21 protein-coding genes are annotated in these 23,773 nt (G+C 40.2%); 2 read left to right on the top strand and 19 right to left on the bottom strand.

What is annotated here, in order from left to right:
- Positions 1–382: 382 nt before the first annotated feature.
- The 5 genes from HRT55_RS06500 to HRT55_RS06480 form a co-directional block, all read right to left on the bottom strand.
- Entirely contained in the window at positions 383–838 is a 456-nt protein-coding gene (locus HRT55_RS06500) for a hypothetical protein (RefSeq protein WP_291619789.1), read from the bottom strand.
- Positions 839–1,259: 421 nt separating this feature from the next.
- The gene (locus HRT55_RS06495) at positions 1,260–1,718 is read right to left on the bottom strand and encodes a hypothetical protein (RefSeq protein ID WP_291619787.1); all 459 of its coding nucleotides are present in this window, start codon (positions 1,716–1,718) and stop codon (positions 1,260–1,262) included.
- A 338-nt stretch (positions 1,719–2,056) separates the two neighbouring features.
- Positions 2,057–2,776 carry a DUF4238 domain-containing protein gene (locus tag HRT55_RS06490; RefSeq protein ID WP_291619785.1) on the bottom strand — a complete coding sequence of 240 codons (720 nt, stop codon included), beginning with the start codon at positions 2,774–2,776 and terminating at the stop codon, positions 2,057–2,059.
- Between the two features lie 106 nt (positions 2,777–2,882).
- Positions 2,883–3,338, bottom strand: a complete 456-nt coding sequence (locus HRT55_RS06485; protein WP_291619783.1) for a PH domain-containing protein — start codon at positions 3,336–3,338, stop codon at positions 2,883–2,885.
- Between the two features lie 134 nt (positions 3,339–3,472).
- On the bottom strand, positions 3,473–3,832 hold the full coding sequence (locus HRT55_RS06480; RefSeq protein WP_291619782.1) for a hypothetical protein: 360 nt from the start codon (positions 3,830–3,832) through the stop codon (positions 3,473–3,475).
- A gap of 586 nt (positions 3,833–4,418) precedes the next feature.
- On the opposite strand from HRT55_RS06480, the gene HRT55_RS06475 reads away from it, so the two are divergent.
- Both HRT55_RS06475 and HRT55_RS06470 read left to right on the top strand, forming a co-directional pair.
- Entirely contained in the window at positions 4,419–5,051 is a 633-nt protein-coding gene (locus HRT55_RS06475) for a protocatechuate 3,4-dioxygenase (RefSeq protein WP_291619780.1), read from the top strand.
- Between the two features lie 540 nt (positions 5,052–5,591).
- Positions 5,592–10,865: a hypothetical protein gene (locus tag HRT55_RS06470; protein ID WP_291619778.1), complete on the top strand. Its 5,274-nt coding sequence runs from the start codon at positions 5,592–5,594 to the stop codon at positions 10,863–10,865.
- Between the two features lie 154 nt (positions 10,866–11,019).
- Here HRT55_RS06470 and HRT55_RS06465 read toward each other — a convergent pair whose 3' ends face one another.
- Genes HRT55_RS06465 through HRT55_RS06400 form a run of 14 tightly spaced genes read right to left on the bottom strand, consistent with a single transcriptional unit; the run spans position 11,020 to position 23,755 of the window.
- Entirely contained in the window at positions 11,020–11,919 is a 900-nt protein-coding gene (locus HRT55_RS06465) for a hypothetical protein (protein ID WP_291619776.1), read from the bottom strand.
- Positions 11,919–12,818 carry an FAD:protein FMN transferase gene (locus HRT55_RS06460; protein WP_291619774.1) on the bottom strand — a complete coding sequence of 300 codons (900 nt, stop codon included), beginning with the start codon at positions 12,816–12,818 and terminating at the stop codon, positions 11,919–11,921. The genes HRT55_RS06465 and HRT55_RS06460 overlap by 1 nt, the downstream gene beginning before the upstream one ends.
- 58 nt (positions 12,819–12,876) lie before the next feature.
- Positions 12,877–14,097, bottom strand: coding sequence for a DUF3570 domain-containing protein (locus HRT55_RS06455; RefSeq protein ID WP_291619772.1), 1,221 nt, complete (start codon positions 14,095–14,097; stop codon positions 12,877–12,879).
- Between the two features lie 35 nt (positions 14,098–14,132).
- Entirely contained in the window at positions 14,133–14,741 is a 609-nt protein-coding gene (locus tag HRT55_RS06450) for a DUF4266 domain-containing protein (protein WP_291619770.1), read from the bottom strand.
- Positions 14,738–15,274: a thioredoxin-like domain-containing protein gene (locus HRT55_RS06445; protein WP_291619768.1), complete on the bottom strand. Its 537-nt coding sequence runs from the start codon at positions 15,272–15,274 to the stop codon at positions 14,738–14,740. Before HRT55_RS06445 ends, HRT55_RS06450 begins: the two co-directional genes overlap by 4 nt.
- 11 nt (positions 15,275–15,285) lie before the next feature.
- The gene (locus tag HRT55_RS06440; protein ID WP_291619767.1) at positions 15,286–16,611 is read right to left on the bottom strand and encodes a hypothetical protein; all 1,326 of its coding nucleotides are present in this window, start codon (positions 16,609–16,611) and stop codon (positions 15,286–15,288) included.
- Positions 16,601–17,206, bottom strand: a complete 606-nt coding sequence (gene tadF, locus HRT55_RS06435) for a tight adherence pilus pseudopilin TadF (RefSeq protein WP_291619765.1) — start codon at positions 17,204–17,206, stop codon at positions 16,601–16,603. The genes HRT55_RS06440 and tadF overlap by 11 nt, the downstream gene beginning before the upstream one ends.
- Positions 17,196–17,699, bottom strand: coding sequence for a TadE/TadG family type IV pilus assembly protein (locus HRT55_RS06430; RefSeq protein ID WP_291620441.1), 504 nt, complete (start codon positions 17,697–17,699; stop codon positions 17,196–17,198). Before HRT55_RS06430 ends, tadF begins: the two co-directional genes overlap by 11 nt.
- A gap of 1 nt (position 17,700) precedes the next feature.
- Positions 17,701–18,543 (bottom strand): tetratricopeptide repeat protein, encoded by an 843-nt coding sequence (locus HRT55_RS06425; RefSeq protein ID WP_291619763.1) that lies wholly within the window; start codon positions 18,541–18,543, stop codon positions 17,701–17,703.
- Complete coding sequence (locus tag HRT55_RS06420) at positions 18,543–19,442, bottom strand: type II secretion system F family protein (protein ID WP_291619761.1); 900 nt, start codon at positions 19,440–19,442, stop codon at positions 18,543–18,545. The genes HRT55_RS06425 and HRT55_RS06420 overlap by 1 nt, the downstream gene beginning before the upstream one ends.
- A gap of 11 nt (positions 19,443–19,453) precedes the next feature.
- The gene (locus HRT55_RS06415) at positions 19,454–20,386 is read right to left on the bottom strand and encodes a type II secretion system F family protein (RefSeq protein ID WP_291613072.1); all 933 of its coding nucleotides are present in this window, start codon (positions 20,384–20,386) and stop codon (positions 19,454–19,456) included.
- Positions 20,383–21,846 (bottom strand): CpaF family protein, encoded by a 1,464-nt coding sequence (locus HRT55_RS06410; protein ID WP_291619758.1) that lies wholly within the window; start codon positions 21,844–21,846, stop codon positions 20,383–20,385. Before HRT55_RS06410 ends, HRT55_RS06415 begins: the two co-directional genes overlap by 4 nt.
- Positions 21,846–23,153, bottom strand: coding sequence for an AAA family ATPase (locus tag HRT55_RS06405; RefSeq protein WP_291619757.1), 1,308 nt, complete (start codon positions 23,151–23,153; stop codon positions 21,846–21,848). The genes HRT55_RS06410 and HRT55_RS06405 overlap by 1 nt, the downstream gene beginning before the upstream one ends.
- Positions 23,153–23,755: a CpaD family pilus assembly lipoprotein gene (locus tag HRT55_RS06400; RefSeq protein ID WP_291619755.1), complete on the bottom strand. Its 603-nt coding sequence runs from the start codon at positions 23,753–23,755 to the stop codon at positions 23,153–23,155. Before HRT55_RS06400 ends, HRT55_RS06405 begins: the two co-directional genes overlap by 1 nt.
- Positions 23,756–23,773: the final 18 nt, after the last annotated feature.

The following is a 23,773-nucleotide window of genomic DNA, read 5'->3' as shown; positions in this document are numbered from 1 at the left end:
AAGCCTATTCTTAATATAGCGATTAGGTATTTCGTCCGTGTAGCAAAGTAAGCATATTGTATTTTTTATTACTCTCATTGCATCTAACGCGTACATCCCTCTCTGGTCGAAACAAATGTGTAAAGATGTTTCAATATGTTTTATATAATATTTTGTATACAATATTCAAGCAGTATATTAATAAGAATTTCTTCGTACTTTATTAACGAAACTTTTATCGTTTGTTATTAGGATGTTACGAGATATGAATAATTAGACATAAAAACAGTGGAATTACTCAAACTTGAACGTTAAGCAGAAATTAGTAACTTGATTTCAAAGTGGAGGGGATTAAACATTATCAACAACAACAACCGATATCCTTATCGGTTTATTGAACTAATTAGCCTTTAGTTTCTTGGTTTGGCAGTGGCTTTTTCGGCTCTCCTGGCGGTATTAATGAATTGTTTTCAGGATGTCTGTGCTGATTTTCATGACCATGAGCTTTTGGTTGCTGAGCACTGCGGTGATCTGCTGGCTGTTGATGTTTATTTGCCAAAAGTCTGGCGTTACTATCGCTGTTAGCTGAAGGAGCTGCGGCGCTAATAACGTCACTATCTCCCTCGGTATTTTTCCGACTGTTGTTCACAGTATTCAATGGAGTAGCGGTTAACTGAGCATTATCCGCAAGCCCGTCATTTTTACTGCTACTTTCCAGTGTACTGGTCAATACTTTTTTGTCCTCTATACCATGCTGAGCTTGGTTGGCTGGTTGTATTTGGTTATAAATAAGCCCAGCAGTAATTCCAACAAAAAGTATACCGAGTGCCACCTTAGTTTTATTCATGCTTTTATTCATATTGACTCTCCAATCAAATCAAAAAACTGTATATTGAATACAATAAGCTATCATGGAATTTGATTTAGGTTCAAGTGTAATTAAGTTACTCCTCCTGCAACTTGGCTTGAAATATCTTTTACTGCAGATAAGGAATTGATAGCAAGTCATCAGTAATAATGATGAAAGTTAAGCTAAAAAAGTAAGTGTTCCAATACTTTAAAGAATTCTATTTAATAAAGAGGTAACGCTTAATTAACGTCATTTAACTCATGCTTAACTCGGTATTTATCGGTGTGATGTAATGATTAAATTACCATGATTTGTGACTACGCATCATGACTTTTGAAATAATCAGTAGCGGTGATTTGGATTAGATTTTTTATCGATAACGCCCGTAGTTGTTGAGCGCTGCTTTTTGCGCTTCCACAGCATACGTTTGTTAAGTAGCTGATTCCCGTTTACTGACTTTTTCAACAAACTTAATTTCCGGGTGTTCGTCGGCCACAACTTCGACACATTCATCCTCTGTAGAAATTAAATGAGACCATTCATCTTCATAACCCGATATAAATGTGATTGGACTTTCTTTGCTCCATAGATGCCCTTTGATAAGAGCGCAGTTGGGGGACTTCTTTCCGGGTGTCCATAGTTCAAGTAAACCACCTTCATCTAATAAGCGAAAGCCACTAACAACTTTGAACATTACATCATAAACAGCTTCAGTTTCTAAATGAAAAACACTTACAATTAAAGCATAATCGCTGTGTCTCTTAGATCCTCGAAGTTCATAGGCTGGACCCTTAGGATACTCAACAGAAAAGTTCTTTCCGTTCCAAGATAAATCAACGATAAATATTGTACCTTCGTTGAAAGGTGTGTCCCACTCTTTAACTTCCATACATTCTCTCTTAATGCCGGACGAAAGCTACTTAACGCCCTGTTAATGACTTGCAATAAAACACATAACAAAGCAAATACAACAACTTACAAGTGCAACCATTGAGTACCCTTGTTATTTGTAGCACATGTATAGCGTTTTTATTTACAAATTTATTGCGTGAACAATATCACTAAAACGTCGCTAAATACCACCAAGAGGTCATTAGCGGTAAACTTATTTTAACTATCCATTGGTTAAAAGATAATGCTCACTTTTACCACTTTGCTGACATTAGCATTTAACCTGCAATATTGATTTGGATTAGGTTTTGTATTGATAATTACCATAGTCACTTGTTAAGCGTACTCTGCAACAGTTCTACCAAATATTATATCCTTTGATTTTATAAATGACCTTGTATTAGCATCAATTGATTGATCTAGTGATAATTCGTGTACCGGTTGGCCTGTAAGTAAACACATAGATGGTGTTATGGGGATAAATAGATCATCTTCAGGTGTATCAGGAACGATTAAGTCTCGGTGAGGACTATTAACTAAGCACCAATTTAAATTGTCATAACTTCTTTCATACATCATAACTTGCCCTCGTAGTTCAAAGCCTCTTATGTTCCTTGCTGGAAACGTACCACTTTCATCTACATAATGTACATGTAACTCATCTAAATGATTTTTTTCATTCAGCTCTGTCACTGTTGAAGTAAGTTTAGAAGCCTCATTTACGAGTCGTTCTTCGCTATCCAGAGCTGCACGATATTTCCATAAAGCCAAGAAGCGGGTAATAACTCGATGCTGATCCTTTGGTATTTCATAACAACCACGTTGTAATATTTTCTCGGTTACAGATTGAAATTCGTCTTCGATACGCTTACCAAAACTTTTTTCAGTTGATTGATCCCACACTCGATTAACCCAAAACACCGTGTTATTAGGTTTAGCTAAAAATCTTTTACCTGAGGCTTTTCTAAATACTTCAACACTTCCGCCTTCTGCACAAAACCTCTTAATAGAGCGAGACGGAAAAACATGCTGTTTTTTAACTATGATACTACTCATACTTACCTGTACGCTTAACGCCTTGCTAATCGGAAAATAATGGTTGGCTATAATCTCGAAGCGATGGTTAACTGTTATTTTTCCGTTTCAGCAATTTGTTATAATTTTAGTTCTGCTGAGTATCTATGGCTTGCATAGCTTCTTTTCGAAAGATAAGTGGAGCATCTATATTTGGTATTGGGGTTTTTCCACCACCAGTACCATTAATAATTAAAGTACCAAAGCCAAAAATCCGACCCAATATACTTTGATCGATAATAAAACTCTCTACCTTATTGTGATTCAACTCAACAGTGTTTCTGCGAATAAACCCTGTTTTTGCTATAATACGTTTTGAGGTCACTGCTAATTCAGTTGTTTTTCTAATTACAAATGCCTTTATAAACATATAAATAGAAAACATAAATAAAAAGGCTCCAAATGCGTTCACCCCTTCTTTTTGCCCTATTAAAAATATACTTAAAGCAAAAGCTATAATGCTTGGAATAAAAATAAACCAATGAATAGACGCTTTATGTATGACCTTTTCATCATTTAATAAATTTTTATTTACATAACTCAATTTTAAATCTCCTTATATTTCGATAAATTATAACGCCTAAATAACAGGCTAAGTAATGGTTAGCTAAAATTGTGTAGTAAAGTGACACGTAGCCAACTGTTATGTCCTTGTTGATTTTTATTATGTTTGATGAGTTACCAAGTTAAATTTTGTTTTGAAGCTTTATTTTGCTCGTTGTACATCATGAAAATTGTATTGTAGTTACACATTCCGACACTACAATATTGGCGAATTACATTATCAAGTAATTTCCTATTATCGACTTTAGTTAACTTCTTGAAAGAATTAAGCTCTTCTTTTTCCATCATTCGAAGGGTTGAAGGATCTCCCATGCCAATCTGGCTATATGTTTTTTTTACACTTAATTTTATTTGTTGAATTACTTTCTTTTTTTCTGCGTCACCACCTTTGAAGTCTAGAGGGTGAATTATACTCGCAGCTATTGCTCCTGTTGAAACGAATATTGATAATAGTAAAACAATACACTTATTCATTATTTTCTCCTTAATGCGAATTAAAAACATAACTCTAATTTAATTCGTATTAATATCCCATATTTTCAGTACCTTATAAACTGAAAACATTATATTTCTGAGACTTATCAGTAATATCCAATATAGAAATAGATCCTATTTTACACAATATCAATGAGTTAGTATTTAGAATGGTTGATTTGGGCTTATTACTACGACTTATCAGTAATAAGCCACCATTCATTTATTAGAAAATATATGGCAAAAAAATATTAACCTAAGGTCTATATAGCGCACTCAGTTGCCATTATTTTATAGCTATTTATAAAATATTTTTTAATTTTCTCACTACTTTTGACGAAAAATAGAGTTGTTGATCATAATAAAATGAGACGCCTTAACCATGGGTCGTTCCGCATCCTAGTGGACGCAGCTTCAAGTGGCTTGGGTATTAATAAAATGATACAAAAAGTCGCTAGCCAGTTGCTTAATTAAACTGATAACTTTCAATCTGGAAATTAGTTAAAAGCTGCGGTTAGGCTATTGATAAGCTGACTGCTAGCTAGTGATTAGCCTTGATACATTATTTATCAGTAAGGGAATACAAGTGAAAGAAATACAGCGCCGTAAATTTTTAAAAACGACCTTACTAGGCTCAGTGGCCAGCCTATTTACTAGCAGTTTACAGGCAAGAGTAATCACGCCAAGTGAAATGGAAGGGCCTTTCTACCCCATCACACCACAAAAAGATCAAGATGCTGATCTAACCAAAGTAGCAGGTAAAACTGGCCTTGCCCAAGGTGAAATTATTGAAGTATTTGGTCAGGTATTAGACCAAGAGTTAAACCCTGTTGAAGATGTAAGTATTGATCTTTGGCAAGCCAATAGTTTTGGCCGCTACCATCATCCTCATGATACCAATGAAGCCCCCTTAGATGAAAACTTCCAAGCTTGGGCTATTCTACAAAGTGGCGCTGAAGGTCACTATAGTTTTAAAACCGTTATCCCCGGTGCATACCCGATAAGCACTAGCCGACAAAGAACACCTCATATTCATTTTAAAATATCAAAAAAAGGCTATGAATCGCTGCTGACACAAATGTACTTTCCAAACCAAGAACTAAATGACCAAGATGTTTTATTCAACAGAAAGTCTGTTGAGCAACAAGCTATGATGACAGCTAAAACAACGAGTAAAAACAATAAATATCAATATAATATCATTATAGATAAGTTGTAAATCAGTGCAGAGTTAACATAAGCCTTACCTTGTATAAGTAGTTTCGGATTTTCGATTAGGCTCCGCATCAATATTAACTAGCTCTTGTAACACCACCTTTAGCCTTACATGCTCCACAAAGATTATCGGGCCCTTCTCTGCCCTACACTTATCATCAGCTCACTCCGCCCATGCTTCAACTAGTCATTTGAGCCTATCAATTTTGGGCAGGTAAAACCCCTTCACCAATACAAGCTATCAACGAAGGTAATTATTTATCTGCCTGCCTACTTGCCTACCTACATAATGAATAAAGCTTAGTCATGAACATAATAAGTTAACCAAGCAGAGCATTAGAGTTAATTATTCCCCCTCAGTAGAACATATTTAATAAATAATCAATAAAACAGCATAAAGACTTACAAATGATAACGATTCGCATTATAATTCACACGGAATTTTTACAGATGCTTAACAATTAGCTTAGTCTTTCTTTTATTAATTAAAGAATTTAAAAGCATTCGAGGTTAGGTATATCTAGTTAATAAAGGAAGTAAACTCATGAGACTTATCAGCCCCCAATTGCTGGCACTTTCATCGCTCTTGTTAGGTTTAACTGGCTGTGGTTCAGACAGTAAAACAGAACCTGAGCCTATAGCGGCAACTCAACAAATTTCAGGTGTTGCCGTCGATGGTTATTTAGCCATGGCAAAAGCTTGTATAGATATAAATAATAATTTTCAGTGTGATGGCGACAGTGAATATCAAGTACTCACTGATCAAGATGGTCGTTTTGAAATAGTCGCTCCCGAGGGCTTAGATGTTAAAGCGCCATTACTTGTTACCACGTCAGCGGGTATCACCATAGATAGTGACCATCCAGGACAAACCATAAGCCAAGCCTATTATTTACTAAGTGATTATAAAAAGCCTGAGGTAGTTTCACCGCTAACTACCTTGGTTTATGCAAAAACACATACTTTAGGCGATAGCGCCCAAGCCGAAAAAATATTAATGCAACAGCTAGGTTTATCCGATGTCAGCATGCTTTATACCGACTTTGTCGCAGCAAAAAACGACACAAGTTTAACAGCAGAACAAAGACTAGAGCACAGCAGGCTACATCTTTTTTCTCAAGTAGTTACTGATATTATTGCCCAAGGTTTAGCTCAGTCTGCAACTAACACTAGTGATGAAGAAAAATCGCAAGTAGCAAAACTATTTACCGATAAGCTAGCTGACTTGCCAGTAGAACATGTTAGTGAGCAAGTGAATGAAGCTATCAACACGGGTGAGGAATCAAGCACACTAGCCGAGGTGTTTTTACAATCCACACCTAGTTTAATTGTTTCAAAAAGCGAGATAGACTCTGGAATAATAACGCCGGTTATTATTCCAGGTCCGGTTACGCCAGGTCCGGTAACACCTGGTCCGGTAACACCTGATCCGGTTACGCCTGATCCGGTAACACCTGATCCGGTAACACCTGATCCGGTAACACCTGATCCGGTAACACCTGATCCGGTTACGCCTGATCCGGTAACACCTGATCCGGTTACGCCTGATCCAGTTACACCTGATCCGGTTACGCCACCAGCAATAATTAATCCAATAGCACCAATAAATGCAGTTATTGACGATGCTGCCAATACATTTGGCTGGAGTCTTGTGACTGGTTATAGCCAATTAAGTGACTACCAATACTCAAATGACAACGGCACCAATTGGCAAGATGTCAGTGCAAACCCTCAGTTATTAGCAAACCAGTATTATCCAGTAGGCACTGTGCAGGTTCGCATTAAAGCTGACAGTACAATTTCCCGTAATGCTGGAGCAATATTAGCCAGCAATACAGCCTATTTATTAGTACCAAGTGCGCCAAGTAATGGCGTAGTAACTAACGGAGGCCTTAGTGGTAGCAGTAGCTTTGCGTTCGACTTAGTTACCGGCTTTAGCCAATTAAGCCATTATCAATACTCAACCAATAGCGGACAAACTTGGCTGGCAGTTAGCGCCAAGCCAATTGTATTAGCAGAAAAGATATATGCGATAAATCAAGTACAAGTCAGAGTTAGCAGCAACCTTGCCGCTGGTAACCTTGCTGGTTTTGCCCTCAGTAACCAAGAAGAATTTATTTCTGAACTAGCACCAGCACCCAAAGCCGTGCTGATTAAATATTTGTATAAAAACAATGGTATACGTTGGGAAATGTTAGGGGCATACCGAGAAGCAAGCCATTATGAATATACCAATGATAAAGGTATTACTTGGCAACCTGTAGTTAGTAACACACAACATATTGGCCATAAAGCTTATGATAGAGCTGATGTTGGCATACGAGTCAAAGAGCTCGCTAACGGTCAAGGTGCTGCCGCAGGTGAAATCAGTTGGGTTGCAGACAGTACTGCTACCGATATTTTTAAAGAGCTAGCTTATACCTGGTTAAATGAAAGCAGAGAAGCAGAAAAGTTAAGCTTATATGGTAGCTGGGATAAAAGTGATAGCAGTTGTTTAATTGATCACAATGCCACAACACCTACTTACTGGTTAAAAGTCACTTCGGTAAAAACTGCTCAATTTGATCAGAAATTCGATGAAGCAATAGCTAACAGCCCATGTGGGATCAGCGGCTGGCAGTGGTTAACTCCTGATGAACTAATATTAATGTCTCAAGCAGCTACTCATACCGAGTTGGCTGACTTCAGTGATAATGGTAACTATGGTAAAAAATATTTAACAAAAAACAATAGCAATGATGTCGTTGCTATTCGAGGCGGTGCACTGGTTAGTAACCCCCCTTCATATAAATCAGAAAATATGCTGTTAAGATGGCAATACCCCGGTGCTAGCCAAGCTATTACCAAGATCAATGCCTTAGTGACTAAGTTACAAACAGAAGTTAGCAACAATAGCAGTGATTATGATACTGCTCGTTTAGATACTGATGCACTTTTAGCTTCATATACTAGCGCCAGCAGTGTCGCTAATTACCTAGCAGTAAATAATAACTTAGTGGCTAGCCAAACAAGTTTAAATACTGGCGCTTTACTGGTTAATACGCAGTTAGTTACTAGCACTAATGACTTTAACAGCTTATCGTTTTTAGCTAATTTTGTCAGTCAAGACGTATTAGCAAGTACCGCAGAAAAACAAGCTGCGCAAACGGCAGTAACCTTGGCAACAACAGATTTAGCCACGCAAAAAAATCATGATGAGCAGTTAATTTCCCTGCAACAACAATTAAGCCAATTAGAGCAAACCCTAATTAACATTGATGCTGCCCTAGTTAGTAAAGCCGATCTTGATAACTCAACTACAGCATTAACAACAGCGCATACTAGTTACCCGGCAGCAATAAATGCTTTAGGTGGTGCAGAGCAATACACCCTAGCTATGCAAGCAGCAACAACTTGGTATCAAATAAATGGACAATTTACTTTAGCTACTGAGCAATTAACTCACTACCAAAGTCTCCTTGATGCATTACCACTAGATATGCATATCGATGCTTTAGCTGAGTTGACCTTGACACAAACAGACCTTGATACTGCGGTATTACCCTTTAGCGTGGCTGGCTTTATTAGCGATCAGCAAACCATTAAACAAGCATTTGAGACCGCTTACCAAGCGGGTTTTGTCACAGCTGTGGCTGATGCCATGGTAGGTACACACTTTGCCAAACTCGATTTAGCAGGTCATTATATGCCGACAACAGCCACTTTTCAGCAAGGATGGCGCTGTGTTGCTGACCTTAGGCACGAAGGTAAAAGTCGTATTTGGTCGCTCATGGAAAAAGGCACCACAGGCAGTGTTGATAATGTTGCTTATGCTGATAGCAGCGGACGCAATCTAACTCAAGTTGGTGGTTTACAAGCCTTATACAATAGTCAGGCTATTTGTGGGTTTGATGATTGGACTATCCCAACACCAAATCTATTAGAGTCATTGGCGACAGTCGATTACACCAGCAGCAAAAAAACCATTGATGGCACGGTATTCCCCCATCATCAAGGAGCCACCAGCGAATATTATTATTATTGGAGCAATCAATCAGCCTCTTCAAACACTAAACATGTTGGCTATGAGTATCATGGCGATGAGAGTGGCTACAATAACAAACGCAGTATCAGTAATGATGGCGAAGAAGACTATCTAACCTTTGGCCGCTTATACCGTCAACTGCAGCAACAGCTATTAAACAATGATGGCAATGTTGTCACCGATATCGCAGATGCCTACTGTGCCAAAGATCAATCAGGGCTAATTTGGCAACTGCCGAAAACGGACGATGTTGATAGCCGTTATCAAACCGTCGCCAAACTCACCGGATTTAACGATGATGGCACAATTGAAAGCGATAACATTGCTAATGAGTTAAATACCTCAGCAAGCCCATTGTGTGGAAAAACCAATTGGCAATTACCAACCCTAGCCCAGTTGCAGGGCTTATATAATCAACCACTTAACCTTGATTACTTCCAACATTGGATCGTGAACAGTGATGGCTATAATGATCAAGATTATTACCTAAGTAGTGATATCGGCATATATTCACGTAACCGCTGTCTGTCACTCGATGGCAGCGAGAATAGCTCTGGCTGTAGTCGCAAAAATTACAATGGTGCGCCACCTTATCAATATACTTACATGATGATAAGCGAACCTAGCAAAGCAGCACCAGCCGCGCCAACTAATGGTGTAGTAGTCGATAGCGCCGATGACAACAGCTTCGGCTGGGATTATGTTAGCGGTTTTGCTATCCCGAGCGATTATCAATACAGTGTTGATGGCGGAATTTTATGGCGCGATGTTAGCAGCAATCCACAAGCACTTAACGATGCCAATATCGCTCTTGGTGACATGCAGATTCGCCTTAAAGCTCAGCCGACTGAGTACTTGCCGGCTGGTCAAGTATTACTAGCGCAGCAAGAATACATTTCCCAAGGTGGCTGTCTTGGTTATCAGGAAAATGGCCTGTGTTATAGCTACGTGGCCCAAGAGTTAGATCATGATGGCGCACAAGCTTATTGTCAGGCTGAAAACTCAAGTTTGGTCTCAAAAGAAACGCCAGTGTCATGGTCTGCTTTAGCCCAGTCATTCAATTTGGATTATAGCCAAAAATATTGGCTAAAAGAGATCGACCCTAGGTATAGTACAGATGCTTTCTATTTCCACTATTCTGCTGATTGGGCTGTGGCTCCCTATTCAAGAAGACGAAGTAATAGTTATGCTTTTGTTTGTGTCGAGCTTGGCCAAACACCAGCGGCGCCAACCAATGGCGTAGTCGTTGATAGTGCCGACGTCAATACGTTTGCTTGGGACTTAGTTACTGGTTATAACGTGGCAACAGATTATGAATATAGTATTAATGCAGGTACTATCTGGGCAGATGTCAGCGCCAACCCGCAATCACTCAGAGACTTTAATATTGCCCAAGGTGCGATGCAAGTAAGGGTGAAGGCGCAACCGGCATTATATATCCAAGCAGGAGAGGTATTATCAGCCAGTCAAGCTTATACTTCTTTAATAACTTGTACAGGCTTTGAAGATAATGGCCTTTGTTATACCTTAGTTACTGACGGGAAGACACATGATGATGCCATTTCCCATTGTCAGAACTTAGGAGCTGCGCTTATTTCAAAAGATGCCAGTATCAATTGGACTGCAATGGAGGCTGGCTTAAGTATGGATAGAAGCTCATTCTACTGGCTACAAGAGAAATATGCACCTTCCCCTAGTTATGCCTATTCTATTAGGATCAGTAGCGGTGTCTGGGATGTTGATAATGCACTTAAATATATCAGCACCAACCAAGCTTTTATCTGTGTTCAATAGTCATTTAAATTGTTAATAACAAAAACCCCGAATTACTCGGGGTTTTTATTGGCTAAAGCTTTATCAAAATCAGTTTAACTAGTCAAAAATCACAGACAAAAAAGCCGACATATAGCCGACTTTTGATAAAAAACGAAACAAAACTAGAGCAAATTTAAAAAACAAAGTGCCAATAAATACCGGCATGGCGGGCATCAAACGCCACTTCACCTGTGTTAGTGTCTAGAACCTGCTCTGGGTTAGCAATATTGCTAGTCACATCGGCTTTATAATCAATAAATACAGCTCTAAATTCCACCTTACTGTGCCATTGTGGTAACTGATATACCAGTGATGCCAAATAACCTGTCGCAGTGCTAAAATCAGCTTGTGAGTTAATAACTAAGTCATCATCTGTACGCGCTTGTCCATTGATTAGTCCTTGTGCCTGTGGTGCTAACATTTCAGAAAATTCGTTAAATACGCGTAATTCAGTATCTTCTTCACTTCGTGCCGGTTTTACCAAAAGCGGTGTAGATTGCTCATCTAACTTAATATTAAGATGACTAACAAGCCCTAGGCCAAGCTGTAAAGTATCGGTAAGCTGGTAGTAAGGTATAAGCTCAAGTTCAAGACGAGTAAATTTTATATCAGGATCACTAATACGATCCCAATGATAAGCACCGTTTAACTGAATGCTAAAACGCTCATCTATTATATAATTTGCACCTAGCCCTAATACGGCAAAGCCGCCCGTTTTAAGTTTTTCACTGTAGCTAACACCAGTTACCTGCTCTCCATCTCGACTATAAGTCACGTCTGTACCACCAAGAGCCATGGTATCTCCACCATTAGTAATACCAGCAAAAATTGACCATGAGAACTTCTCTTGCGGTGAAAGCTTTTGCATTGAAAAGTTTTGCTGTGAAAAATCTTGCTGCTGATACGTTTGTGCTTGTACAGAACTTGGGCTGGCAAGTGTTAACCCCAAGGTAATAGCAAATGCTAACGGGGCTAATGTTAATGGCGTTAATGTTAACGGAGATGATGTAATTGCCGTTTGTTGCATGTTCATTAAATGGCTTCCTTGAGGCTGTGCTTAATGCAGCCTGTATTTGATAAAAATTCAATATCTTGATGAAAGTTCATCGCTTCATCGATAAATATTGCTTTGATATGCTCCTGGGCATAACGACTATTAACTAACGTTGGCTCAATACTCAGTGCCGTACTAAAAACACCACTGGTGAGCACGCTTTGACTTAACACCGAAACAGCTAACACTTGTTGGGCAACACCTTGACCAGCAAGAATATGAGAACCTTGCTCAGCGCCGTAATTAAACTGTCGATGATAATGACCTGAGCTAGCTAAAGCCTGATCAGACAGAGCAATGCTGCCACAAATTTTATCAACAACTTTTGGGTGCTGAATAGCTACGCGAAAGGCGCTATTATCTGGCTTACGACCCCAAGAAATAATATCGCCACCAAAATTAATTAAACCCGCTGTTATGCCCTGTTTTTTACACAGCGCCATTGCAAGGTCAACACTGTATTCTTTCACTACGCCACCTAGATCAAACTGAGTATTACTGTTATTAAACTGCAAGAAGTTGCCACTAATTTGCCAACTGGTTAAGCCCATAGCATCTTGGTATTTGGCAAATAGTTGCGCTCTAGTTAACTGCGGCCTTTGTGTTGCTGCTTTTTTAATGGTGCCAACACAAATATCAAATATCCCTTGGCTTGCTTGTGATAATTCACGAACACGGGTAAAAATAGCTAAGCTTTCTGGCTCAAGATGTACTTGCGATAAAGCACGATTATTCACCGCTTTATTTAACCAAGAGTCTGCTTGATAAAAGTTATATTTCTTCTCTAACGCTAAGGTTTGTTTTTGCACCGCACTGGCAACTTTATTGGCATGCTCAATATCATCTGCCACTAATAATAATTGACAGTTAACCGTCATCGCACAAAACTGCCAATTATAAATTTGTCTTTGCTCAGGCCGATCCGCAGCTTGGCTACTAGAAGCGATAATTCACTCCCATTACCGCCCAGCTCGCCGCAAACTGATTGCTTTGTTGGTAACGATTAACGGCTAAATCGAGTTGCCAATCACTGGTCACTTGATAGCTGATTATCAAGCCATAGGTATCAGCAGAAAAATCACCTAAGCGAGTATCATTACTGCCGTCACCACTAGCGGTAAAATAAGGCTCTTTAACGTTGGGATTAAGATAAAACTCTGCTTGGCCTTGTTGGTAACGAATGTATTCGGGGGTGATAAATACGCCATCAAATATTTCAAAACTTAAACTTGCACTAGCGGTATGCGAGTTTATGCTCCAACTATCTTGATAATAACGGTAACTAAACTGCCCGGTAAGCCATGGCCAAAATTGCGTGGAGTAACTTAATTTAGTACCAAAACCATTGCGCACATCTGGTCTGCTATCGGATGCTAAAAAATACTCGTCATCGGTAATAACATCATCTTCATTAATATCTATGCCGCGCAATATGGTCAGATAATGATTACTCAAATAGCCATTATCGTGATTGAAAAATAACTTCACATCAAAAACACTGGTTGGTGACAACACCTGAGTAAGTCCGGTTTCAAAGTTAATCACCTGAATTTTTTCCTCCGTGCGGCTTTGGTAACCCGTGCCAAACACTAAAGTTTTGTCATTTAAGTAAGCAAAACCTATATTAACCGAGCGGTTTTTTCCTTTATCTAAAAACAACAAATATGAGGCTGAAACACTGCTACTTTTGTAATCATCTTCTTCTGAATGAGCAAGACCAAGAACCCACTCATTACGGTAGACATCGCGTATGGTTAACGCTGCTGCTGCTGATTTTCGGGTATCTTCTAACGGCACTCTTTGTATTTGGTACTGACTCACATCATGGGCATAACCTAATAAGGTTTCCTCTGTCATCGCCTGACCCTGTTCTAACTCATTTTGACGAAACAGGGCTTCGTTGGCTGATATCTGCCCCGAATTGGCTATTTGCCAAGTAGGTGATGCGCCAGTAACCGAGTCATAACCAAGTGATAAGTCCAAACTATAATCGACACCAAAATCTAATTTTAGCGCCAGTGAGGTATCAGCAACCTTAATGCGATCATCATCTTCTTGGTATTGCATTTGATGCAAAGACAATACTTGCTCAGCATGAGCTAGACCAGAGCCAATAGCTGTACAACTAAGTAAACTGATTTTAATTTTTTTATTCATAACTTCTCTTTTTAATCGCGCTAAATAAACTCAGTTTATTTACAGCCACAACCGCCACCGGCAATACCATCACCGCCAAAGGTGGCAGCTTTTGAAATATATATTTTGCTAGCAAATTTTTTCATCACTGGTGCGACACCAGCGGGTGACATAACAGGCTCAGCTAATTTAGCTTTTTGCCAAGGCTTCACTTCTTTGTCGATAAACCAATCATCAATCCAAGTAAAACCTTTATTTAACCATTGCCCTGCAGGGCTAACCGATGGTGGTGGTTTTTGATCTATTGCGACTAATGCCAACAAAGGTTTAACCTGCTTAGCTGATCCTACTGAATTCCCTGCATTATTCTTTTTTTCAGCCAAAGTAATTGTTGTTAACGATTTGCCTTGCTCTCTTCCTTGTTCCGTATGTTCATCAGTGGCTGGATATTTACTTGTTGCACTAGTACGGCCCTTAGTTTTGTATTTTTTCACCACCCGAGCATTACTCGTTCCTGGGTTGGGTTCTTGGGCAAGCGCATAACTAAATTCTTCGCTGCTCATTTGTTTATCAGCCGGCAGTAAGGTTAGTTTTTCTGCAGCAATAACTTGTCCTGAAAAAACCAGCACTACCGCGCTGATTAGAAGGTTAATGTGTGATTTCACTTAAGCGCTCCCAATTGGGTTAAATCCTGCTTGATGACCTCGCCAATTTGAGGGATAGCACCAAACCTAATACCCAAAACTTTATTGTGCTGAATGTAATACAAGGCAGGCATACCAATAGGTTCAAAAACACCTATGACTTCCTGGCTTTGATCATCAATAACACGGAACGATAGCGCTATTTCTTTTAAAAACTTTTCGCCTACTTCAACATCTTCATCAACTTGTATACCAACAAACTCAACGCTTTCACCTTTTAATTCTTTTGACAAATGATCAACTTCAGGCAGCTCTATGCGACAAGAAACACACCAAGAGGCAAAAAAATCAACCATAGTAATTTTTTCGGGATCAAGTGCTAGTTTAGCGGCTAGCTCTGGCGGTAAACTATCGCCGCGCTGCAATGCTTGGGCAGTGCCTGTCATGGCAAATAACATAGTTAAACTAAGTAATACAGCTTTAACACCGTTAAAAATATCCGGCATTCTACTCAGGGTAAAACATTGCTTATTGGGGAAAGTTCTAGTGTTCATCTGGGGCCTCATTAAGGGGTTAGCACTAAGGTGCGTTCGTCATTTAATTTATCAATAATTTCTTTAAATACGCCTTTTAAATCACTGGCGTAATTTGCGGTATAAAAAGAGTTGTCACTGGCGCAGTAACGCATACGCTGCTCAGCTTCTTGGTCGTTGTAACTATTAGGAAAATACAAGGAGACTATACGTACACCAAGGGTCTCCTTGATATAACTGCACAGCGGTAGTTTATCTAAACGACAAATATCATAGCCGCCCGCAGAGTAACTGCTCTCTTGCTCAATTAACTTACACCAAGGAGTACGGCCGCCTGGGTCACCATCAGAAATGAGCAATACAACTTTCTCTGTACCTACAAGGTTAAATTCGCTCGGTAACTCTTCATCGGAGAATTCTTGATATTCTTGCCACTGTGGCGTTAACATACGCAAGCCCCATAACAGACCTTGATCTATACTGGTGCCGCCACTTGGTGCATTGCTTTTGCCTGCATCGACAATAGCTCGGTCTATTTTTTGCCTGTTATCGGTTAACAAAATTCGCTTAGCATTGGGACCGGAGCAACCTGAGTCGGTGCTCTCTTCTTCTAAACTGACATCAACTGTTTGCTGTAATTGGGCATAATCTAGGTACTGGCTAATCCAAGGATAATTTGGATTCCAGATGTCACTACCACTACTGGTCAAGTATTCGAAACAGTGATTCGACTGCTCATAGTAATCATTGGTCAATGAGAGGGTAATGCCATCACTAAAAGGCGTAATGGCAATTTTTGCTTGTTGGTAGCTGCCATCTTTTATGGTGAGTAAATCGGTTAATTGCGCCAGCGTAGCTTGCATTTCATCGGTTTCTCCGTACATAGAGCCGGAGTAATCCATAATAATACTGAGTTCTAGGTTATGTTGGTTAATGCCACTTACAAGATTTGTTGAACCTTTTATACTTATGACTCCTTGATCGCCCAGTAAGAAATATTCAGACTCACTACTTATACTCAACTGATAAATGCCATTATCTTCATTCATATGCACACTATCAGTGCCGATATCAGCTAAACCATTAAATTGCTTGATAATTGCTGTTGCTGCCGATAAATCAGAGCCGGTTTGCTTATCTTCATGTGAGGCGTCACGTATGGCGATATACATGCTGGCAACTTCACTGGCATTGCCAAGCTGTATTTGTTTAGCAAAAATAAAAGATACGGTAATGGCCATTGCGCCTAAAGCGATTAACGGCAAGGTAACCAATAATGCGGCAACAAAAATCATACCTTGCTGTTTTTTTAGAGAGTCAACCCGGTAAGGTAGGACTTTCATCCTGTTAGTCATCATGTCGTTTCTCCCTTTTCACCATCACTGAACGGGCATATAAATGACTAAAATCACTGGAGTCGCTGAACTTGGCAAATAAACTTGTGCCATTTATGTCTTGGCAAAGCTGTACCATGAAAAGTCCCGGCTCTTCTTTGCCATTACTTGCTTGCGGTAAACTTTCGGCAACGGCACCGGCGCTGCGCCAAGCACAACCACCACTACCATGACTAAAAATAATAGGATCGCCGCCATTACCGGTATGGTAATTATTAAACTCATAAACCCGCACCGCGATATCGTCTTGGGATAATTCATTGCGGGCAATGCGCGTTAATTGTGTGACTTGCTCTTGGCTAAGTGGCAGTACTACTTTTTCGCCTGAGCTTGAAAGCTCAGAGTAATATTGCTCTCTGTGACTAATAATGGTCGCCAAGCTATAACTTAAGCGCTCAAGCTTACCCTGCTTTTGCACATAACTGGTTAAATCAAAGGTCAATAAAACTATCATCAATAAAAAGGGCAGTACTGCAAGAAACTCAACCAGCACAACGCCTTGTTGCTGAGCTAAACCATGATGGTTAGATATAGTGTTAACACGCATATTATGCTTCATCTTCAAGCTCAGGCTCATGTTTCACCAATATTTCCGCACGAAAAGGAAACAAATTTTGCAGCCAAGGGCTAAGCAAAGTCACTTGATAGCTGACTGTGTATTTCGCCAGCAGACCATTGCTGTCTACGGCACTATCGTTTGGCTCTTGATCGGCAAGTTTCTCTGGTGAGCTATAAAATTTCGCCTGTTCAACCACCAGTTTATTGCTGTCTAATAATGAGGCAGGATTAGTTGTCATTTCATCTAACAGCAGGCTTTGGTAATTCGCGCCCGAGGCAGTAGATAATTTTACCTGTCGAGCCGCTTCGCTCAGCACATGATTAAGGCTGGCATAAATGATAAGGCCGCGCGCTAGCTCTAAAGCACTAAAGACAATGAATAAAAATACTGGCAGTAAAAAAGCGACTTCCACCATCATGCTGCCCCGTTGTTTATATTGTTTATATTGTTTAGTGCATTTATGTTGACCATCTTGCCAACTGCCCATACTCACATTAACCAAGGTCTTGCTCCGTGATTAAATTAAGCTTGCTGGCATGACTAAATTGCAGATAATATTTTATGTTCTGCTCTATTTGCTCTTGGTTATAATCTTTAGATAAAACCCGTTTTGCTTGGTTTTTATTGCCATTAAGGGTTAAAGCAAAGGCCAAGTTATTACGCATTTTTTCACTACTACGCTGTTGGCGATATAAGGGTAATAATAATTTTATTGCCGCTAAATATTGCTCACGCAAAATATGATTTAAGGCCAAGTTATTTTTAAACTCTAAACTGCCAGGTGATAACGCCAGTGCTTGCATTAAGTATTGATGAGCTGATTGGTAAGAATGCTGCCAACTATAACTGACCCCCAAACCATTGAGGCTGGTGATATCAAAAGCATTAATGGTAATTGCTTGGCTAAATGCCTGCTCAGCTGATTGGTAGTCTTGTTGATCTAAATAATTTAAGCCCAGTTGACGCCATGCTGCTAAGTTGTTGGTCGACAGTACGGTGACTTGTTTGAGGTAATGTACCGCCAACTCATTTTGCTCAATACCGCGATACGCTGAAGCTAAAGACAATAAAACATCAATTTTTTCCACCGTTTCTTCAGCGCTAGCACTATAGTCTTCACTTGCTTGTCTATCTGCGCTAACCAATAGCTTTTGATACAAGGCAATGGCGCTGCGCATATCACCACTTTGCAAAGCAATATTTGCTAAGGTGGTTTCTGATAATTCAGCTTTTATTTCAGGTACTGGCGTTTGACAGCCGCTGAGTACAACAAGCATGATAAAATTCAGCAGTAAAAGAGTGGCTTTCATTTGCTTAACTATGGATTTTTTATTCACTATTGCATTCCTTTGAGTGCATCCGTTAACAGCGCAACTTGCGGCGCAACTAAAATAAGTAACAAGGGAAAAAATACCAGTAACAGCATAGGTAAGGTGATTTTAGCGCTGAGTTTGGCGATATTTTCTTCCAACTTTAGCTTACGCAACTCTCTAATTTCATCAGAAAAATTGCGTAAGGTTTGTGCCAACGGTGAGCCAAAACGTTCGGCTTGAATCAAGACCGTGACTAAGGCGTTAATTTCTTCTGATTGGTTACGCTCTGCTAATGCTATTAAGGCTACTTTTTTATCTGGATCAATTTTCATTTGTGCCAAGGTCAATTGCCACTGCTTAGAAAGTTGAGGATAAACATCCACTAATTGCTCACTGACAATAGTCAGGGCACGTTCGAGGGTGGCTCCCGACTCTAAGCAGATAACTAACAAAGCTAAACTATCCGGCAAAGCTTTAACTATTTCTGCTTGATTGCGCTTTTGTACTTGCTCTAAATAGTAATCTGGGATTAAGTTGGCAATAAAAGCCATACCGGCAAATAACCATAACTTGCTACTGCCTGCGCTCGCTTCGTAGCCCAAAAATAACCAAGCCAATAAAAATGCCAATAGCGCACATAGCAGTTTTGTTAATAATAAGTACGCCAGCGCCTTAGGCTGAAAGAAACCAGCGCCATGAAGCGCAGCTTGCAATTTTACGGTTTCTTTTTTTAACCAATGCACCTCTTGTTTAGTGGTAAAAAGTGCTTCGCCACTGGCAGAAATTTGTACTGTGTTGTGAATATGCCGTTGTAATCGTTCTTGCTGCAGCTCTTCACGCAAGGCTTTTTTGGCCAGCAGTAAGGTTAAACTACTACCGCTAATAAAAAGAAATACACTGATCAGCATCCATAAATCATCCAAAATTAAGGCCTCTACTCATCGACTTTACTCATTTTTGCTATGATATAAAGCCCTAAAACTATGCTGATAAAGGAATAAATTGCTATCACTTGCCCACGTTCGTCAGAAAACAAATAATCAAAAATATATCGGGCTTGGAACCAAAATAACAGGAGAAACATAGGCGGCATTAGCGCAATAATTTTTGCTGAGGTGCGCGGTTCAGCGGTCATGGCTAAAACCTTTTGTTGCAAGGCTTTACGTTGATGCAAGTTCTCCATCAGTTGCCTTAATATTTGCGACAACTGACCACCCGCATGTTGATTTAATAACAAGGTCACGGTAAAAAACTTAAAACTGGCAAGTTGTATCCGCAAAGCGGCATCTTGTAATGCCTGCTCCAATGAAGTACCTATGGCTAATAAATCATTGATACGGGTAAAGGTCTCCCCGACAGGACCAGCCATTTCTTGGCTTACATGAGCAATGGCTGCGGGCACCGATACGCCAGCACTTACCGCGCGGCTAATACTGGCAATAGCCGTGGGAAAGTCAGCTTCAAAGCGTTGTAATTTCCGGTGTTGTAACCAGCGGACAATAAATAGACTTGCGCTAAGGTAAACGCTAATAAGAACGAACAATTGTCCGTAAATTGGCAATACAGAGGTGCTCCACCATAAAACAGGCGCCAACAAAGCGGCAACCAAGCCAAGGCGCCTCGCTAATTTCATTGGCATCACAGCAACAAACCTTTGTTGGTTACTATATAACCACAACCGCCAGCCTTGGTATTGGCTATTTTTTTTGAATAATAATAACTCAGCGCTACCACTAGGCTTTTCCGTAGCTAAATTAAGGTAGCGTTTGATACGGGTTGCATGTAAACGCTGCTCTTGTTGGTATTTAAGCCAATAAAAGACACAAGTTAGTGCTAAAAAAATAAAAGTCAGCAACAACAATATCATGACAATCCCATTGACTTTAATAGTTGTGACTCAAGGCCAAAGTAGCGAACTTTATCCAGACAATAAGGCTGTATTTTATGGCTAATAAATTCACCATCTAGTTCACCATTGCTTAATTCATGGCTGAACTTGTAGCTAAATAAATCTTGCACTAAGAGGTTATCACCTTCGATGCCAACCAACTCACAAATACTGGTGATACGGCGCTTGCCATCACGCATACGTTCAATATGCATAATAATATCAATGGCTGAATTCATCTGCCTTTTAAGTGCTAACGGCGGTAAATTAACTTGTCCCATCAGCAGCATATTTTCTAATCGAATTAAGGCGTCACGGGCAGAGTTAGCATGTAAGGTAGACATAGAGCCATCATGACCGGTATTCATTGCCTGCATCATTTCAAAGGCCTCTTCACCGCGCACTTCACCTATGATGATGCGATCTGGTCGCATGCGCAGAGCATTTTTAAGCAAGTCTCTTAGCGATATTTCTGCGCCACCCTCTAAAGTAGCCGGACGGCTTTCCAGGGTAACCACATGGGCTTGTTGCAATTTTAACTCGGCCGCATCTTCGATGGTAACAATACGCTCTTGCTCATCTATTTGATAAGACAAGGCATTTAGCAACGTGGTTTTACCGGCACCGGTACCACCAGAAACTAAGATATTTAGTCGACAATGGCTGATGATTTTCAAAAAAGTGACCATGCCAGCAGACATAGCACCTTTTTCGGCTAGGTGTTCTAACTGTAAACCCATGGTGGAGAATTTTCTGATTGAAATAGTGGTACCAGATAAACTTAGCGGTGGAATAACAATATTGACCCGACTGCCATCGGCTAACCTAGCATCAACCATAGGTTTACTTTCATCGATACGACGCCCAACCGCCGAGGCGATACGACGCGCAACATGCAATAAATGGTTTTCATCTCGAAATTTTGCTTTAGTTAGTGATAACTTACCACCACGCTCAACATAAACTTTATCAAAGCCATTAATCAAAATATCATTAACACTGTCATCATCAAGCAATGCCTGTAGCGGGCCTAAACCGATCATATCGGCTAATAATAGTTGCGCTATTTGCTGCTGCGCTTGAAAAGTTAATGGCAAGCGCTGCTGATTGGCGATGGATGTCACCGCTTGTAAAATTCGCTCGGCAAGTTCATCTTGTTTTAACTTGGTTGCCACTGAGGGATCTATGCTGGCAAAAATTTGCTCACGGATCACTTGATATACTTGTGCATCTAACTCAACATCCTCGCTGCTGTTATCATGCTGACTTTGTTGAATTCCTTGCTGAATACCTTCCTGAGTATTGGCCGACAAAACTTGGCGACTGAGCTGTGGAAGCTCGGTTGTTAATACAGTATCAGTTTTAGCTGCTGTTACTGCCTCGCTATCAGGCTGGCAAGCGGATTGATTATCAGGTTCACTCACCTTACGACCAAACATTAGGCTTTACCTCTGGCTTTTTTATACCAGCTACGCAAAGGTATAAAGCGTGCCAATAACGAGTTATTAGCTTGTTGGCTAACACCTAAAATATCATTGCTTAGTGCCAATAAACTTCGACCAACCCCATGAACCTCACTTAATAGCGACTCACCCAGCTCTGCCGCTTTCAACACCTTTTTCGGCGCATAAGGTAGTACATGATCAAAACTGCGTTCTAGGTGCTGCTCTAACATGGTTTGCGATAAACTATGCTCGCTATTGCCGTGCAATAGGTTTAACACCAATAAAGTCCGCTGTGCATACCTTTGCTGGCCCAGTTGAGTTAATAAAGCTTTACACTGACGCAAACTTGCTAAAGTGGGACTACAAACTATCACTTGTACATCGGCATTAAACAAGGTGTCGGCAATGCCTGGCTCATTGAGTAAATGTGCCGGTAAATCCCAGACCAGATAGTTAAACTCTTCCGCCAACACTTGCGCTAATTTCTGATAGTTTTGGCTGTCAAAATGATACTTTTGCCCTAGAGATTTCAATAAATACAAACGCGGTGCTATTTGCAAACAAGATCTTTCTATCAATAACTTATCAATACTTTTCTGTTCATTAAGCAAGGTCACCAAACCAACACCAGCATGGGTACTGGCATTGAGTAATAAGTCGATATCACCGCCGTAACAATTAAGATCTGTCACTAACGTTTTAGAGCCATGATTAGCAAATGCTCTAGCTAAATTTGCCGCTATGGTAGAAACCCCTACACCACCACTACAGCCGGCAATCGCGATACTTTTGCCACTGCCGACCCTAGCAGTTTGGTGCACCTTGCCTGTTGCTCGCCCTAAAACATGCAACAACAATGATTGATTTAGTGGCTTACATAAATAATCATCAATACCCATATTTTTCAGTTCACGATACAAGTCGACATTGTCACTGCTACCAATGACCAATACACGTGTACCAGGCTCGCATACGTGAGCGAGTGCGTTTATTGAGCTAATGACTTGCTCTTCTTCATCTATGTCGACAATAAGAATTTTCGGTGATTGATTATCACGCAAATAGTTGATGGCATAGTCTATATTGCCATTAATAGCCTTAGTGATACCGCCATCGCTTTCCGGTGTGCCCGAATTAAGGCTTTGCATAGAGGTTGAAAAATTACTGAATACTTTATTCAATAACAGCTCATTGCTTTTATCGGTAACAAAAGCAAGTAAGCTAGCCGCTTGTTGCTGACTTTTGTGCTGACTATTCTGCAGAGTAAGGCTTTTCGGGGCATTGATTACTGAAGTCGTCATTACTTCACCTTGGTCAAATTAACTAGGGTTTCGCTTTTTGGCGCTTCAGTGGGGTGACGATAACGTTTAATCGCCTCCGTAGCTTTAACCCCGTCCATTGGCGCTAAGCTAGCACCGCGTATTAATTGCACTGGATCGGCAACCATCATGGCGAGGTTGCGACTGCTAGCGCAGCCTAAATCAGCATAACTAGTACGATGACATGCTGGCGCAATAGCGCGAAAATACTCACTAGTAATAATTAAGCTATTAGCAGATTTGTCGCTATAACGAAAAGCAATATTAGTTGCCTGTATACCCAGCGTTAATAACAATTGACGTAATTTTTCTTGGTGGCGAGTAATTAACTGCTCATTAGCAGTAACTATGACTCGCTGTGGGTAGCTATTGCCTTGCAAGGCAATAAATTTGTGCAATGTCGCTTGTTGTTGGCCACTAAGCGTTTGAGCTAATGGCGCGAGTTCAAGCTGAGCATTTACAAGTTCTAGCTCTATCGCTACGGCTTTGGCTGCTACTGGCACATCCGTGTATTGGCTAAGGGTATAACTACAGCCAGTTAGTAGCATAACTGTGAATATCATTAAGGGGGTCTGGAATAACATAAAATATCTTCTTGTTGC

Origin of the sequence: Colwellia sp. (genome assembly GCF_013214175.1) — a bacterium.
GTDB lineage: Bacteria > Pseudomonadota > Gammaproteobacteria > Enterobacterales > Alteromonadaceae > Colwellia.
Note: the sequence above shows the minus strand (reverse complement) of the source record. Positions and strands in the feature narration are given on the sequence as shown.

Bases quoted from the DNA above. Each gene is read 5' to 3' on its own strand.
- HRT55_RS06500 (WP_291619789.1), bottom strand. From the start codon at position 838: ATGAATAAAAGCATGAATAAAACTAAGGTGGCACTCGGTATACTTTTT.
- HRT55_RS06495 (WP_291619787.1), bottom strand. From the start codon at position 1,718: ATGGAAGTTAAAGAGTGGGACACACCTTTCAACGAAGGTACAATATTT.
- HRT55_RS06490 (WP_291619785.1), bottom strand. From the start codon at position 2,776: ATGAGTAGTATCATAGTTAAAAAACAGCATGTTTTTCCGTCTCGCTCT.
- HRT55_RS06480 (WP_291619782.1), bottom strand. From the start codon at position 3,832: ATGAATAAGTGTATTGTTTTACTATTATCAATATTCGTTTCAACAGGA.
- HRT55_RS06470 (WP_291619778.1), top strand. From the start codon at position 5,592: ATGAGACTTATCAGCCCCCAATTGCTGGCACTTTCATCGCTCTTGTTA.
- HRT55_RS06465 (WP_291619776.1), bottom strand. From the start codon at position 11,919: ATGAACATGCAACAAACGGCAATTACATCATCTCCGTTAACATTAACG.
- HRT55_RS06460 (WP_291619774.1), bottom strand. From the start codon at position 12,818: ATGACGGTTAACTGTCAATTATTATTAGTGGCAGATGATATTGAGCAT.
- HRT55_RS06455 (WP_291619772.1), bottom strand. From the start codon at position 14,097: ATGAATAAAAAAATTAAAATCAGTTTACTTAGTTGTACAGCTATTGGC.
- HRT55_RS06445 (WP_291619768.1), bottom strand. From the start codon at position 15,274: ATGAACACTAGAACTTTCCCCAATAAGCAATGTTTTACCCTGAGTAGA.
- HRT55_RS06440 (WP_291619767.1), bottom strand. From the start codon at position 16,611: ATGATGACTAACAGGATGAAAGTCCTACCTTACCGGGTTGACTCTCTA.
- tadF (WP_291619765.1), bottom strand. From the start codon at position 17,206: ATGAAGCATAATATGCGTGTTAACACTATATCTAACCATCATGGTTTA.
- HRT55_RS06415 (WP_291613072.1), bottom strand. From the start codon at position 20,386: ATGATATTGTTGTTGCTGACTTTTATTTTTTTAGCACTAACTTGTGTC.
- HRT55_RS06410 (WP_291619758.1), bottom strand. From the start codon at position 21,846: ATGTTTGGTCGTAAGGTGAGTGAACCTGATAATCAATCCGCTTGCCAG.
- HRT55_RS06405 (WP_291619757.1), bottom strand. From the start codon at position 23,153: ATGACGACTTCAGTAATCAATGCCCCGAAAAGCCTTACTCTGCAGAAT.
- HRT55_RS06400 (WP_291619755.1), bottom strand. From the start codon at position 23,755: ATGTTATTCCAGACCCCCTTAATGATATTCACAGTTATGCTACTAACT.